Raw genomic sequence first — 14,492 nt, forward strand, 5'->3', positions numbered from 1 at the left:
TATGTTACATTTGTAGTAAAAGTATAATTGTAATATGAAATCCCTGCAAGACTATATCAACATTATTCGCCCTGATGACAATGGTACTTTCGTTGCCTATGTTCCCGCTATTCCTAGCTGTCATGCTTTGGGAACAACGCAACAGGAGGCACTAAGAAAACTACAATACGTATTTGAGATGATTTTAGAGGAGTACCAGGAGGAAGGAATACCTTTTCCTGAAGACGTTAAACTGGGGATCTTCCGGGAAAGTTAACATACTGAAAAACTATATTCTCAGTAACTATCAAACCATTATTTATAACAAACTGCCAAATATATTAAGTGTTTGGCAGTATTATTTTTTGTGTTATTCTAGCTACAAAGCCTAGACAACTCCATAACCCTTCCGCAAGAAAGTCTTTCTCCCGTGCTATCTGTGTAGTCCACAATTAAGGGGAATATATGCCAGTAAAAACACGAGAACTGGAAAGACTTGCATCTCATCTTGGCTTTGAAAGAAAACGCCAAAAAGGTGATCATGTGCGCTGGAAGCATCCAGATGGGCGAGCAACGACAATACCAGTTTATCCTGAGATTGGTGGTTGGCTTCTTTACGAAATCCTAGCCCAGCTAGGTGCTACTAAGGAAGACTTGAACCGACATCACACAAAAGCCTGTTCAACATTCAGCCAGTTAGTGAAATAAGGTAAGGAAAAAATGGTCGCTAGTTTACAAGAATTTGATTATGGTTGGTGTTTAAAACTGAGAAGTTTAAAATATCTCAATAGCTCTTAAATAAATAACTGGATATGTCTGGGCTGACCTAGCACTGGGTAAATTTCTTGCGGTAGGTCATAAAAAATAAAACCCAATTCGGTAACTGCGGATTGGGTTATTTAGTGTAATAGAATTTTTGAGGTTGCATAATCACTTAACATAAAATATTTTATAAATATGATCCCCAACTTCTTCAATAAGTCAGGGATCTAATACCATCGAATACTAAAAATGCTGATTTGGATCTATTCCCGCATCTCTCAATAATTGTTCTAAACGTCGGTTGCGTTGACGTTCTTCTTCTAATTGTTCTTCAAACTCTTTTTGTGTTGCTAAAATTCTCTCCTCTGGGGTTAAATATCTCTTCCCTGTTTCATCAAACCAATATAACCACTCTCTGGTAATTCCTTGATATTTTCCCTCTTCTCTCCCTATTCCTAAATTCAGTTCTGATAACCACACTGGTTCACCTTTTAATAATTCATATTCTCCATTTTCCAGTTTATAAACTTCTAACCGGGGTTTTCTTTTCCTTAAAGGATTATATATTACATAATACAAAATTCCTAATTCAGCATATTCTTGTTTCTTTTGTGTATATTCTCCTCTTCTGGTTTGTGAGACTATTTCTAATACCATAATCGGTAGTTTTTGTTCTTCCCACAGAACATAAGATAACCGCAAATCTGAGTCAATAATTCTCGGTACTCCGATACTCAGAAAACCATCAGGAACAATTGCAGGTTGATAGGGATCATAATAAATTCCCATATCTACCCCAAAAAACCAATCCATTTTTTCTGACCAAATTAAAGCGAGAATTGCTTCTAAAAGTCCTGGTATTAAATGTTGTAATTGATTATCCACTGGTGTGTCGTCTGAGTCTGGTAAATCTTCCGCAGAAGGTAAGCAATGTCTAGGATTATAATTTAATAACATTTGCTTCTCCAACAAATTCTTTAGTTTATATTATAGAAGATTTTTGATTCATGTTGTTTAGGAACTCATCACACCTACACCATCTTTAATTAAATGACTGTTTTGCATTTAAATAATGCAAATAAACACTAATTATTATTTCTCATATTCTTGGGTGGATGCAAATTTGCACCAAACAATACACGACGTAAATTCACAACACCTGCACGATTTAAACGCAAAGCTTCAACAGTTGCTCGACCACAAGGTGTTTTACCAATTACCTGTGTAAAATCATCACTCCATTGAAAATGCTCACTCCAAACTTGCAAACGGGGATTATACAATGCTATTTTTTCTCCTGTTTCTGGATCAATTGCCTGTGTTTTAGTATGTTTATAACTATTACACCCAAAACAACTCCAAGCAAGATTTTCTAAAATTGTTTCACCACCTGCTTGTCGGGGTTTTATATGTTCAAGAGTAAAGCTTTGTGTGGCAAATTGTTCGGAGCAATAACAATACTCACAATAACCACCCGCACGAGCAGTAACAATACTTCTAATTGATTCTGGGACTCGTTCTGACATCAGGAAATACTAAAGATTTGTAGGTAAAAACTCATTAATCAAAATTTGCAAATCAACTCCACGAATTTGAGCTAATTCAATCATTGCTGCTGCACGTTCAGCATCTTGTTGTTCAATCAGTTCAACGTACATCAGTAACTCTTGATGCTCTGTTTCTGTAATTTCTCCAGTTTCATTTTGTTGACGTAAATAATGTAATCGCTCTTGTTGTTCAGCAGATAAACGACGTTGAATTATTTGAATTAATTCTGTTTCCCAAACTTCAGGTTTCTTTGTTTCTGATACCTGTAAAGTTTGATGAGAAAGAGATTCTAAAAATTCAACTGCTTTAACTAAAGATTCTCCCGGTAATTGTTCCAGAAGTGCTATCGCTCTTTGACGAATATCTGTGGGTATAGTCATCTTCACTCTGACCTCATTTAGATATCACTTAAATTGTAATTTAATTTCATTAACTCATCACACCCACACCATCTTTAATTAAATGACCATCTTCCATATAAATAATTCGGTCAGCAATATCTAAAATTCGATTATCATGGGTGACAAGTAAAATTGTACAACCATGCTCTTTTGCTAATTTCTGCATTAATTCTACCACATCCCGTCCCGATTGTTTATCAAGTGCTGCGGTAGGTTCATCTGCTAAAATAATCTTGGGATTACTAACTAATGCACGTGCGATCGCTACCCTTTGTTTTTGTCCACCTGATAAATTATCTGGATAGTAATTTAGTCTTTCTCCTAAACCTACCTGTTCTAACATTTTTTGTGAACGGTTCAACATTTCTTGAGGTGGAATTTTCGGATGTACTTCTAAACCCATTCTCACATTTTGAATTGCTGTTAAACTCCCATGTAAATTATGTGCTTGGAAAATATAACCATGATTTCTTCTTGCTTGGGTGAGTTGTTTTGCAGTTGCGTTACAAAGTTCTTTTCCTAATATTTTTAAACTTCCAGATTGAGCAGAACGCAGTCCACCTACTAATGTTAATAAAGTGGTTTTACCTGAACCAGATGGACCAGTCATGATCACTATTTCACCTGCGTTAATGGTGAGGTTGATGTTACATAATACTTGTTTGCGGAGTTGTCCAGAACCGAAGTAATGGTCGAGATTTTGGACATCAATTACTGGTTGTAAAGAGTTTATTGTTTCCATATTTATATTTTTTCCTCACGCAAAGACGCAAAGTAAAGAAGCAAAGTTTTTCTGTCACCTGTCACCTGTCAACTGTCACCTAATTTAAAACATATCTGCGGGATCGGCTGATTGCAGTTTACCAGTCGCTATTGTCCCAGAAATTGTACACATAATAAAGGTGAGGATGAAAACAAATAAAGCCCTACCTAATGTCATATATATAGGTAAATTAGTGGCGTTTCTCGCTAGGTTATAAAGTCCTAAAGGTACGATAAATCCAGGAATAAAACCTAAAGCTGCTAAAATGATTGCTTCTTCAAAAATTACTCCTAACAAATATGAATTGTTATATCCCATTGCTTTAAAAGTGGCGTATTCTTTAAGATGAGAATTTACGTCTGTGGACAAAACTTGATAAACAATAATTACACCTACAATAAAACCCATTGATACGCCTAAACTAAAAATAAAGCCAATAGGACTTTCTTTTTTCCAAAATGCTTCTTCAAATTTGATATATTCTTCACGAGTGAGAACTTTCACATCTTCATTATTTTGCAGGTGTGATTTTAATGCTGCTGCTACCTGTTCTACTTCATATCCTGGTTTGATATTAATTAAACCCAAATTAATACTTCCTGCTTGTCTTCTGGGAAAGATGCGTAAAAAATTTTCATCACTAGAAACTATAGTTCCATCCGCACCAAAGGAAGCTCCTAATTTAAATAATCCACTAATATTAATTGTCCGTTTATCTATTTCTGTGCTGACATTTTTACCAGCATCTATTTGTCGAAAAACTTGATCGTAATCGCCCCTCGCACCTCTGTCAAATAGGAAATTCTCAGGTAATTTAATTTTATCTAATTGGGCGTTGATTTCCGGTATATTTAATGCAGGTTGTTCAGGATTAAAAGCTATTGTTTGGACTGTGGTTTTGCGTTTTGTTTGGGGATTTTTCCAAGTGGCTAAACCGATATACATGGGTTCGGCTGATTTCACACCTGGTACATCAGCAGCTTGAAACAGTCTTCTGCGGGAAAAGGTAGACATATTTTGCATATTTCGGCTTTGCGGACTGATCAAAACTATGTCTGCAAGCACAGCGCGGTTTAATCTGGTGTTGCTGTCATACAAGGCATTTTGAAAGCCAAGCTGCATAAAAATCAACACATCTGCAAAAGCAATACCTGATATCGCAACTAACAAACGACTTCTATGATGGTTGAGTTGCAACCATCCCAAAGGTGTGCGTCTTTGCAATTCTTGAATAAATCCAACCATATATAACCCCTAAATAAAACGAAATAAAACGTAAAAACTTCACCTTCTTCTCTTCCTCTGCGTTCTCTGCGTCTCTGCGGTTAGTTAAAAAAAGTACCATTCATACAGCAAACATTATTCCTGTAGTGAAATTACTGCCTTCACTTGTAAATTAGTAAATTTTGCTGCTTTATTACTTGATTCTTGATCTAGCTGGACATGAACTTCCACAACTCTAGAATCAATATTTTCACTAGGATCAGAGTTGATGATATTTTGCCGCTGTACTTTCCAGCCTAACCAATCTACTTTTCCCTGTAATTCTCCTGGTAAAGAATTGCTAGATATTTTTACTTTTTGTTGGGGACGGATTTTACTAACATCACTTTGGTAAACTTCTACCACTGCATACATCTGGTTAGGTTGTCCAATTTCCACTATCCCATCATTAGATACCAATTCACCAGCACGGGTATAGACATCAAAAATTACACCATCTTGAGATGATTTTACATAAACTTGATCTAAGTTTGCCCTTGCTTGTTGCGCTGCGGCTATGGTGCGGTTGACTTCGGCTGTCGCTGCTGCTACATCTACCGGACGCACTTCGGCTATTTGGTTTAAGGTGGCTTTGGCAGAAGTGACTTGTTTGCTACCAGTGGCTTGAATCCGGTTCAATGCTGTTTTAGCTTCGCTAATTTGCTTGCGTCCCGTGCTATCAATACGGTTGAGGTTTGCTCTTGCTTCGCTCAACTGTTGGGTAATGGTATCAACACTCAGCTTTTTACTATCAAATAATGACTGAGAAATTGCCCCATCTCGGTAAAGTTGCTGATATCGTTGCAATTCAACTTCGGCGTTTTTCAGTTCTGCTTGTAGTCTGTTGATTGTTGCCCGTTGTGCAGAAGTTTCACCTTGCCATTGTGCTTCTAATCTCGCTACTGCTTCTCTCTGTCCAGTTACATCTCCTAGCTTTTGGGCTTTTATTCTAGCAATTTCGGCTTTTTGGGCTTCTATTTCTCCGATTTTTGCCCCTGCTTGCACTTTCTCTAAATTTACCTGGGCAACTTTCACCGCAGCTTGGGCTTCTTGGTAAGCAGCTTGGAGTCGGGGACGGTTATCCAAAATAGCTATGATTTGTCCAGCTTTTACTTTATCCCCTTCTTTGACCAAAAGCTGCTCTACTCGGCTACCTTGACTAGATGTAGGTGCGGAAAGTTTAATGACTTTTCCCTTGGGTTCTAGTCTCCCCAATGCCGTCACTGTCTTAATTTGCGGTATGCTGACTGGGGAAACTTGAGTTGTCTGGGCAGTTTTAGATTTATCCTGTAATATTATATACCCTTGTAAGCCACCAATGCCAACAATTATTGCTGTTCCCAGCATAATTATTGGTCGAGGACTAGGTTTAAATACTAGATCACGCATCATAGAGTTTCCCTCTCACATTTGAGATGCTAACTAAACTAATTAGTTTAGTAATACAACTAAACTAAACCGTTCATTACAATAATGTCAAGAGCGATCGCCAAAATAATTCATTTAGGTTGCTTATATGCCAAAAAAGAGTAGAAAAATAGATACAGAGCGATTAACAGATAAAGTAGATGCTATCCTGGCTGGTGCTATGCAGGAATTTTTAGTACATGGTTACTCTGCGGCGACAATGGATAGAGTAACAGAAGCCGCAGGGGTATCTAAAACAACGATATATAGCTATTTTCAGGATAAAGAAGGTCTATTTACTGCACTAATTGAAGGATTAGCACGGAAAAAATATTTGGCAGTTTTTAACCCTCAAGATCCGCAATTTCTGGAAGGAGAACCGGAGATAGTTTTGCGTCGAATCGCCAACAATATTTTAGATAATATTACTTGTTCACAGGAATTGTTGAGCTTTGTGAGGTTGATTATTGCTGAATCTGGGCGTTTTCCGTCACTAGCTCAGGTTTTTGTTCGCAATGTCGATAAAAATGGTCTAGATACAATTACTGAGTATTTTTCCGCCCATCCAGAATTGCAATTACCCGATGCACAGGTAGCAGCACGGATTTTTCTGGGGACTTTGGTGCATTTTACGATTATTCAGTATATGTTACATGGTGCGGATATTTTACCAATGGAGCGCGATCGCTTGATTGATAATCTGGTTAATTTAATGACTTGTAATCAGATAGATATACATGGTGGCAAGTATTCCGGGACAAGGCATAAATCACCCAGACGCAAGCGCACATCTGAAGGTAAATTTCAGGCTGATTACGGTGATGAGACGAAAAAATTGCGGTCTATTCGGCTGACAGATACGGCTTGGGCAAAGTTGGATGAATTAGCTCAGGAACATAATCTGACTCGCAGTGAGATGATTGAAGTTTTTGCGCGTCAAGGGTTTGGAGATGGTCAGGAGTCGGGAGATTAATTTGTATGTACATGGATAGATTGAACTTTGCCAGGAAAACAACAGTGATGGGAAAAATCAGGAGAAAAACGGAGAATCATGTATTATCTCTTGCCTGTTTCCTCCTGCCTCCTGCCTCCTTAAAGCTTATATCCCACACTAAAGTAAAAACCCTCATCCTGGGCATTTACACCACGGTCATCTAAGTCAATTAAAGGCAGACCGTAATCTAAACGCATATTCAGACCGGGTAGAAGTTGCCATAAAACTCCCACTCCTGCACCAGCTAAAAAGGTTTGTTTCTGTAGTGTGTTGGGGTTATCATCTGTATTCCATACATATCCTAAATCAAAAAATGGCGCGACTTTGATGAATTGCTCTGTATTTTTATCTTTGTGAATTGTAATTTGGTTTTCCAGTACAAATCTGACTCCGTTGTCACCTGCACGGGCATTTTGCCGATAACCGCGCACTGACTGACCACCACCAATGACAAATTGCTGTGAGGGTAATAAACCATCGGGAGTGAGTTGTGCTTCAGCTTGGGCAATTAAGGTATAGTTATCACTAAAGCGTTGTACTCGTTGTATTTGTCCTAACCAACTGAAAAATTTCCCATCAGGAATAGGATCATCGTTGCTGGTGGCATCCAATACGTCAATACCAAAACTGAATAAAGAACGTAAAGACCATGCACCATTTATATCTCGTGCTAAATAATCTTGTCCAAATTTAATCACGCGGGTGCGACTGTTTCCTTCGTCGTCTGGACCAAAACCAAATGCTGTTGGCCCTGCAAAGGTAAAGGTTTGCCCATCTTGGACAGTAAAGCCTAATGATAAAGCAAATTCTTGTCGGGGCGATCGCACTAATGGCTGACGAAAACTCACTTCATATAGTTGGGACTCTCCCCGAATATCGAAATCTTTAAAAGGTTCTTGGATGACTTCGTTATTATTAATTGATGTTCGCAGTTGCACAGTTCCATTCATCGCATTCACCGGGATGCGATAACTGAAATCATAGATATTCGATCCGCCTTGGGCTGTAAAATAATATGAAGCTGCTAATTCGTCACCCAATCCTGTAAGATTGCGATAACTGGTATTGATACCAAATCTTTCTGAACCAATGCTGGGTGGAGAATAGTTATCAACGCTTAATCCAGCTTTAAAGGAGTCAGCTTCCGTAACTCTGACTACTAAAATATTTTGACCCACCTGAGTACCTGCACGAATGCTGGCTTCTACATTGGAAAACAAGGGGTCTGCCCGTAATAATCTTAACTGGTCTTCTAAATCACCTGTGGCTAGAGGTGTTTTAATTCCCAACGCTATCCGCGATCGCACATAATTAGGATTGATGCGTTTTGTGCCTTCAATTTCGATTTTCTCTACACCAGCTTCAATTATCCGTATTTGTACCACACCATCGCTAATTGTTTGGTTGGCTAAAATTGCTCTTGTGGTCAGATAACCTCGGTCTAAGTAAAGTTGGGTGATATTATTAGCAACTTCTCTGAGTTCTTCCAGGGTTACAGAACGTCCTTGTACTGGCTGAGTCAGGGCATTTAATTGTTCTTGGTTAAAAATTGTACTGCCCGTTACCTCAATTTTATCAACTTGAATATTTTGGCTGACTGTCTCCGGTTCTGTTTTTGCTTCTGTTTCCGGTACAGGTTCTGGTGGGACTATCTCCTGTTTTTCTGGTGTTAGCGGTTCGGGAATAGGTGCTGGTTGCAGAAATCTTTCTTGGTTGGGATCACCTGCGGGATTTGCTGCTGGTTGCAGGAGGTCATTTGGTACTTCTAATAACACCAATGAACTCAGTAAATCATTCTTATTTGCTGCTGCTGGCTTTGGTTCTACTGGTTTATCTGTCACTTTAGCCAGCAGATAATCTGGTAATTCTAATAACACCACAGCACTGGAAAATTGAGCATAACTAGCCGATGCAGATACAACTAAGAGCGCACTGGGGATTAAAAATACACGCCACATTCTACCTTCTGAGTGCCAACGCATAAAATTATTGCTCCTGATTACTTCTGTATTTGATTTTTATACTTATATAAACTTGCAGTTCCAAAATTAACACGCTATGTCTCCTTTGGATACATTAATGGCCAAATTTTCGGATTTTTTTGACTAATAGTTCTGAGCAATCGAGCTGCAATGATTACTTAAGTCATATTTAATACTATATTTATTTTTAATAAACTGGGTAACTACTGAATTCAGATCAGAATTTTATGAAGTTACTGCAAAAAAAATCAGTGCGTACTATAAGTAAATTTACGCTTATGGTACTAAAAGATTATAAGCTAATTTATTTATAAAGCATTAAGTCAAACAAAAAAATAAACAAATCATCTGAAGTTATGTAAAGTAACAACCGAACAATAGGCTTGTACAACTCAAGATATTTGCTTTTAAGCATTTATAACACTAAAACAATCAGTTTATTTAGGAGAGAACAAAATGCTACGTAAATCCTTAGCAATCCTTAGTGGCGCAGTTATCGTCAGCACTTTGGGAGCAGCAGTTAGCAGCCCCAGTTATGCTCAAGTTGGGCCTTTCAGTTGTGATACAAATAGCCTAACTACTGTTGTTGGGGCAAGAAGAGCGCCAGTAATGCGCTGGAGAACAAATGAGTTCGCCGGTTCTGGATATGACAGTGTTCGTAGATGTGTGGAAGTATCATCAAGATTTAATCATTTTTACAGCACAGGTCAGTTAAACTACATTACCGCTGGGATAGTCAGAGGAATGCCCGTAGTTTGTGCTACATCTGGTGGTGGCTCTTGTGATAGCAGCAATGTCTTATTTACCTTAAATCGCAGAAATAGCCGCAACGTAGCAGGTATCCTGCAAACACTTTTTGATAATCGTGCAGGTGCTACTGGTGCAATTGTCAATGAATCTAGCGAGAGAGTTTACATCGACGTAAATAAAATGTTGACTGAATTGGGTGTAACTGGTAGTGCTTCAGGACAAACAGAACCAGGTGTAATTAATAACAGCCCTGAGACAACACCTAGCACAACACCCGGTGGTAATGTCTGGTAAGAGCTTAAAAGTTCGATTAACATAGACTAATTCTCCTTTCCAAAAGCCAAAAAGTAATGGGGAGGAGATATTAGTTAACTGTTTGTGAGTTGAGCGAACATGAATGTTTCTAGAATCAGTTTTTCGGTTTTAATTAGCTGTCTGTCTTTTGCTGTTTCTAATCAGTCTGTCTATTCCATAGAAACGCAAAAATTAATAGCTGATACAGAGATTTCTCAAACTTCTGATCAATGGTCAGAAAAGATTGTACGTCAACAAGCCCGTGCGATTACAGTTAAAATTATATCGGGAGACAATTGGGGTTCAGGAATTCTTATTCAAAGAAAAGGTCAGATTTACACAGTTCTTACAAACGCTCATGTTTTGAGAATGGGTAATAATTATCAAATCCAAACTCCCGATGGTAAAATTTACCGGGGTCAAACAGTTAAGGCTGTAAATTTCAATGATGATGATTTGGGATTACTCAGTTTTAAAAGTAGCAATAATTATGCGATCGCCTCAATTGCTAAATCACCTTTAGCAGTAGGAGACAAAACCTTTGCGGCTGGCTTTCCTCATGAAACTAAAACGTGGTCATTCACAACTGGAAAGATCGACTATATATTACCTAAATCTTTTCAAGGTGGTTATCAAATTGGTTACAGCAACGACATCCTCAAAGGTATGAGTGGTGGACCCGTACTCAATCAGCGTGGTGAACTGGTAGCAATTAATGGTAGACACAAATTTCCTCTCTGGGGAAATCCCTTTATTTTTGAAGATGGTTCTACTCCCAATTTAGAAACCCGGAGTAAATTTGAATATTCCAGTTGGGCTGTATCAGTAGGAACTTTTCTCAACAGCGCCCCCCAATTTTCCCAAGGCGGGACTAAACCAACTACAGGATCATCTTACACGGAAATTGAAGTTGATTCTCTCTATTCCAATTCTGCCCCTTCTGCACCACCAACCCCAAGCCCTGCAAATCAACCAATCAATCAGCCAAAACCTTCTGTGTGGATTTGGTAAATAGATTTACATCTGTAGACGAGACAGTTATGACATTAAGCAAAACTAAAACCTAAACACTGAAAGGCTTTTATCACTGTCACCTGTCACCTGTCACCTGCTATACCAGGAAATTTGTTAATAATTATAAATCTCAGTAGTTTCAGGAAATTGCATCATGTTAAATCCTTATTTATTATCAGGTTGCTTTATCGGTTCAGCAATGGTAATGGTATCGAGTCCAGCCATTGCTAGAGAAGCATTATCCCCCAGAGAAGTAGCCAGCATTGCCAAATCTACGGTAGTGCAGATTGCCCCCACAGCTAATTATCCCGGTTCAGGTGTGATTGTTGGTACTTACAAAGAAGATGGTAAAAACGTTTATGTGGTACTAACAGCTAACCACGTTGTTCAACACCCAGACGATGAATATCAAGTTATTACACCCGTTCCCCTAGAAGGAGACAGAAGAAGGCAAAAAATCAGTATTTCCACAGAGAAAGATATTCAGAGATTGCCCGGAGTAGATTTAGCAGTTGTCAGGTTTCGCAGCGAACATAAATTTAATACTGCTACCCTAAGTGATTCTGACTATGCTACTGAAGGTGCAGGTATCTATGTTTCTGGATTTCCCAACCCTGGACAGGCAATTAAAAAGCGTGTGTTTCAGTTCACTTCCTCCTTGGTTTCCAGCCGTTTAGATGGGGATGCAGTGGCAGGTGAAGAAGATACCGCCGTGGACAATGGTTATGCTATATCTTATACCGCAACTACCAGAGCAGGTATGAGTGGAGGCCCTGTATTTGATGTAGCAGGAAGAGTTGTTGGTATTCATGGTAGAGGTGACAGAGAAGAAGCCCCCAAGCGAGTAGCATCTTCAGCGAGTAATCAAGAAAGTGGACCTCAAAGAGTTCCAGATAAAACCGGTTTTAATTTAGCCATTCCTACTCAGACTTTTCTCAGGAAATTAGCGCCAAATGCTATCTACAAATTAGGTATGAAACTGGATAAATCTGAACCAGGTGCAGCGCAGTTGTTTGCTACCAGAGGTCGTCCTGTAGATCCCAAAGACCCTCTCAACACTAATATTACAGAAGAAGAACCAGTAGATGCAGCTGTTGAGGTGGTGAACAAGTCTCCTAAAAACACCACTCCGTCCCGTCCTACAACCACTGAGATTACTCCCCCCATCCCCACACAGACCATACCCAATCAAAATACTACTCCTGATCCCTCTAATTCTCGTTTATGGTGATTAAAATTTGTTACAAATTAATAAGTCACCATCACGTCTATTAAAACATAAGTTGTTAGAAAGCCCGCAGTTGCGGGTTTTTTACTATGTAATGGTAAAAATACTGAGATTATTTTTATTAAATTTCATTGATAATTGCCAAAATTTAAGGATATCCACTTATATTAATAATGATATGAAATAAAGGAAAATTCAAATTGAAACGGACAAATTGAACCTTTATTTATACAGGGGATTTATATGAATTCATTAATTGGCAAGATTGGTCTATTTATTCTGACTCAAGCGATCGCAGTTGTCACCCTTCTGCAAACCATAGCCATTGTCAAAGCACAATCTATCACCCCTGCTAGTGATGGTACTGGTACTGTTGTTACCCCCAACGGTAATCAACTAGACATCAATGGTGGTAGTCTTTCTCAAGATGGTGCAAATCTCTTTCACAGCTTCCAAAAATTCGGACTCAACCCCAATGAGATAGCAAACTTCCTCTCCAACCCTAATATTCAGAACATTTTGGGACGAGTCGTAGGTGGTGATACTTCCGTAATCAACGGAATTATACAAGTCACTGGTGGAAATTCCAACTTATTTTTAATGAATCCTGCTGGTATCCTCTTTGGTGCAAATGCCAGCTTAAATGTACCCGCTGATTTTACAGCCACCACGGCGAATAGTATATTACTGGGTGAGAATAGATTTAATGCCCTTGGCAATAATGATTATGCAACATTAGTAGGAACTCCCAACGGCTTTAGTTTTTCTGCTACACAACCAGGGAGTATTGTTAATTTTGGCAACTTAGCAGTCGGTGATGGTAAAAACTTAAACTTACTTGGTGGTACAGTCCTCAGCACTGGCAATTTATCAGCACCAGGGGGTAATATTATAGTTGCCTCAGTTCCTGGTGAAACCCTTTTACGCATCAGTCAACCAGGACATCTGCTGAGTTTAGAAGTTGAACCCCCATCAGGTACATCCCCTACTCCGGCAACTTTGTTAGATTTATTGACAGGTAATATCGGTAGTGCTGATGGTGTAACTATTAATGATGGACAAGTAGAACTTACAGGTTCGGGATTGACTGTAGATTCTGGTGATGTAGTTACCAAAAACATCACATCTGCATCTGCAACTTTATCCGCCGATAAGAATTTAACATTAGTTCCAGGTCAGATCCAAGCCACTGGAGATGTCAACCTGTTAGCTAACGAGACTGTGAATCTTGGTTCTAACATCACAGCAAATAATATAACTATTGACCAAGATATATTATTAAGTAATAACGTTAACTTAAACTCAGGTAGTGGCACAATTGCACTGAATGGGAAAGTTGATGGAAATCAAGATTTAAATCTGACTGGGGGAGATATTAATTTTGGTGATGAAATAGGTAGTATTGCTAAACTCAATAATCTTAACATCACCAATACAGGAACAACAACTATTCCCAAAAATATCGCAACAACTGGGAATATTATTTTTAATGGTCGTCTGACGCTAACAGAAGGAGGTGCAAAACTATTCACCACAGATAATGGGAATATTAGTTTTGCTAACACAGTTGATGGTGATAGCGACTTAACCACAACAGCAAATAATGGAACTGTCAGCTTTAATCATGTGGTCGGTGGAACTACAAAGCTGAATAGTTTAACTAGCAATGCTACTACAACTCAAGTAGGAAATAATATTTCTACAACTGGGAATATTGAATTTAATAGTGCCTTAGAACTCACAGGAACTAATTCTAAAACCTTTAATTCCACTAACAATGAAATTAATTTCACCAGCACAATTAATGGTTTAACCACAGATTTAAACCTGAATGCAGGGACAGGTAATTTGACTTTAGGTGATGCAGTTAATGTCAATAGCTTGACTACAACTGCGGCAAATACTAACATTGCCAACAACATTACCACCACAGGAATTCAAACCTATAATGGTGAAGTTACCCTCACAGGCAATAATCCCAAAACCTTTAATTCCACTAACAATGAAATTAATTTCACCAGCACAATTAATGGTTTAACCACAGATTTAAACCTGAATGCAGGGACAGGTAATTTGACTTTAGGTGATGCAGTTAATGTCAATAGCT

14 protein-coding genes are annotated in these 14,492 nt (G+C 38.5%); 7 read left to right on the plus strand and 7 right to left on the minus strand.

What is annotated here, in order from left to right:
* The first annotated feature begins 34 nt into the window (after nt 1–34).
* Both A0J48_RS16640 and A0J48_RS16645 read left to right on the plus strand, forming a co-directional pair.
* Complete coding sequence (locus tag A0J48_RS16640) at nt 35–256, plus strand: type II toxin-antitoxin system HicB family antitoxin (protein ID WP_200324936.1); 222 nt, start codon at nt 35–37, stop codon at nt 254–256.
* A gap of 188 nt (nt 257–444) precedes the next feature.
* A complete protein-coding gene (locus A0J48_RS16645; protein ID WP_200324937.1) occupies nt 445–687 on the plus strand; it encodes a type II toxin-antitoxin system HicA family toxin in 243 nt (80 codons plus the stop codon).
* Nucleotides 688–984: 297 nt separating this feature from the next.
* On the opposite strand, the gene A0J48_RS16650 is transcribed toward A0J48_RS16645, so the two are convergent.
* The 6 genes from A0J48_RS16650 to A0J48_RS16675 all read right to left on the minus strand — a co-directional run bounded on the left by A0J48_RS16650 (nt 985) and on the right by A0J48_RS16675 (nt 6,108).
* The gene (locus tag A0J48_RS16650; RefSeq protein ID WP_200324940.1) at nt 985–1,698 is read right to left on the minus strand and encodes a Uma2 family endonuclease; all 714 of its coding nucleotides are present in this window, start codon (nt 1,696–1,698) and stop codon (nt 985–987) included.
* A 128-nt stretch (nt 1,699–1,826) separates the two neighbouring features.
* Complete coding sequence (locus A0J48_RS16655) at nt 1,827–2,267, minus strand: HNH endonuclease (protein ID WP_200324942.1); 441 nt, start codon at nt 2,265–2,267, stop codon at nt 1,827–1,829.
* A gap of 9 nt (nt 2,268–2,276) precedes the next feature.
* A complete protein-coding gene (locus A0J48_RS16660) occupies nt 2,277–2,669 on the minus strand; it encodes a hypothetical protein (RefSeq protein ID WP_200324944.1) in 393 nt (130 codons plus the stop codon).
* Between the two features lie 49 nt (nt 2,670–2,718).
* Nucleotides 2,719–3,432: a DevA family ABC transporter ATP-binding protein gene (locus A0J48_RS16665; protein ID WP_200324946.1), complete on the minus strand. Its 714-nt coding sequence runs from the start codon at nt 3,430–3,432 to the stop codon at nt 2,719–2,721.
* Nucleotides 3,433–3,516: 84 nt separating this feature from the next.
* On the minus strand, nt 3,517–4,698 hold the full coding sequence (gene devC / locus A0J48_RS16670) for an ABC transporter permease DevC (RefSeq protein ID WP_200324948.1): 1,182 nt from the start codon (nt 4,696–4,698) through the stop codon (nt 3,517–3,519).
* A gap of 114 nt (nt 4,699–4,812) precedes the next feature.
* Nucleotides 4,813–6,108: an ABC exporter membrane fusion protein gene (locus A0J48_RS16675; RefSeq protein ID WP_200324950.1), complete on the minus strand. Its 1,296-nt coding sequence runs from the start codon at nt 6,106–6,108 to the stop codon at nt 4,813–4,815.
* A 124-nt stretch (nt 6,109–6,232) separates the two neighbouring features.
* Here A0J48_RS16675 and A0J48_RS16680 point away from each other — a divergent pair, with 124 nt between their 5' ends.
* Nucleotides 6,233–7,096 carry a TetR/AcrR family transcriptional regulator gene (locus A0J48_RS16680; RefSeq protein WP_200324952.1) on the plus strand — a complete coding sequence of 288 codons (864 nt, stop codon included), beginning with the start codon at nt 6,233–6,235 and terminating at the stop codon, nt 7,094–7,096.
* 119 nt (nt 7,097–7,215) lie between these two features.
* On the opposite strand, the gene A0J48_RS16685 is transcribed toward A0J48_RS16680, so the two are convergent.
* Nucleotides 7,216–9,099 (minus strand): ShlB/FhaC/HecB family hemolysin secretion/activation protein, encoded by a 1,884-nt coding sequence (locus A0J48_RS16685; RefSeq protein WP_234300967.1) that lies wholly within the window; start codon nt 9,097–9,099, stop codon nt 7,216–7,218.
* Nucleotides 9,100–9,555: 456 nt separating this feature from the next.
* Between A0J48_RS16685 and A0J48_RS16690 the strand changes: the two genes are divergently transcribed.
* From A0J48_RS16690 to A0J48_RS16705, 4 genes are all read left to right on the plus strand, one after another.
* Entirely contained in the window at nt 9,556–10,143 is a 588-nt protein-coding gene (locus A0J48_RS16690) for a COP23 domain-containing protein (protein WP_200324954.1), read from the plus strand.
* Nucleotides 10,144–10,242: 99 nt separating this feature from the next.
* Complete coding sequence (locus A0J48_RS16695; protein ID WP_200324956.1) at nt 10,243–11,154, plus strand: S1 family peptidase; 912 nt, start codon at nt 10,243–10,245, stop codon at nt 11,152–11,154.
* Nucleotides 11,155–11,311: 157 nt separating this feature from the next.
* On the plus strand, nt 11,312–12,388 hold the full coding sequence (locus A0J48_RS16700; protein WP_234300968.1) for a S1 family peptidase: 1,077 nt from the start codon (nt 11,312–11,314) through the stop codon (nt 12,386–12,388).
* A gap of 240 nt (nt 12,389–12,628) precedes the next feature.
* On the plus strand, nt 12,629–14,492 hold a 1,864-nt coding region (locus A0J48_RS16705; RefSeq protein ID WP_200324958.1), incomplete at its 3' end, for a two-partner secretion domain-containing protein.

It is taken from the genome of Sphaerospermopsis aphanizomenoides BCCUSP55, assembly GCF_001586785.1.
Taxonomy (GTDB): Bacteria; Cyanobacteriota; Cyanobacteriia; order Cyanobacteriales; family Nostocaceae; genus Sphaerospermopsis_A; species Sphaerospermopsis_A aphanizomenoides_A.

Coding starts and splice junctions, on each gene's coding strand:
- A0J48_RS16645 (WP_200324937.1), top strand. CDS start 445: ATGCCAGTAAAAACACGAGAACTGGAAAGACTTGCATCTCATCTTGGC.
- A0J48_RS16665 (WP_200324946.1), bottom strand. CDS start 3,432: ATGGAAACAATAAACTCTTTACAACCAGTAATTGATGTCCAAAATCTC.
- A0J48_RS16660 (WP_200324944.1), bottom strand. CDS start 2,669: ATGACTATACCCACAGATATTCGTCAAAGAGCGATAGCACTTCTGGAA.
- A0J48_RS16690 (WP_200324954.1), top strand. CDS start 9,556: ATGCTACGTAAATCCTTAGCAATCCTTAGTGGCGCAGTTATCGTCAGC.
- A0J48_RS16680 (WP_200324952.1), top strand. CDS start 6,233: ATGCCAAAAAAGAGTAGAAAAATAGATACAGAGCGATTAACAGATAAA.
- devC (WP_200324948.1), bottom strand. CDS start 4,698: ATGGTTGGATTTATTCAAGAATTGCAAAGACGCACACCTTTGGGATGG.
- A0J48_RS16695 (WP_200324956.1), top strand. CDS start 10,243: ATGAATGTTTCTAGAATCAGTTTTTCGGTTTTAATTAGCTGTCTGTCT.
- A0J48_RS16675 (WP_200324950.1), bottom strand. CDS start 6,108: ATGATGCGTGATCTAGTATTTAAACCTAGTCCTCGACCAATAATTATG.
- A0J48_RS16640 (WP_200324936.1), top strand. CDS start 35: ATGAAATCCCTGCAAGACTATATCAACATTATTCGCCCTGATGACAAT.
- A0J48_RS16700 (WP_234300968.1), top strand. CDS start 11,312: ATGTTAAATCCTTATTTATTATCAGGTTGCTTTATCGGTTCAGCAATG.
- A0J48_RS16685 (WP_234300967.1), bottom strand. CDS start 9,099: ATGCGTTGGCACTCAGAAGGTAGAATGTGGCGTGTATTTTTAATCCCC.
- A0J48_RS16650 (WP_200324940.1), bottom strand. CDS start 1,698: ATGTTATTAAATTATAATCCTAGACATTGCTTACCTTCTGCGGAAGAT.
- A0J48_RS16655 (WP_200324942.1), bottom strand. CDS start 2,267: ATGTCAGAACGAGTCCCAGAATCAATTAGAAGTATTGTTACTGCTCGT.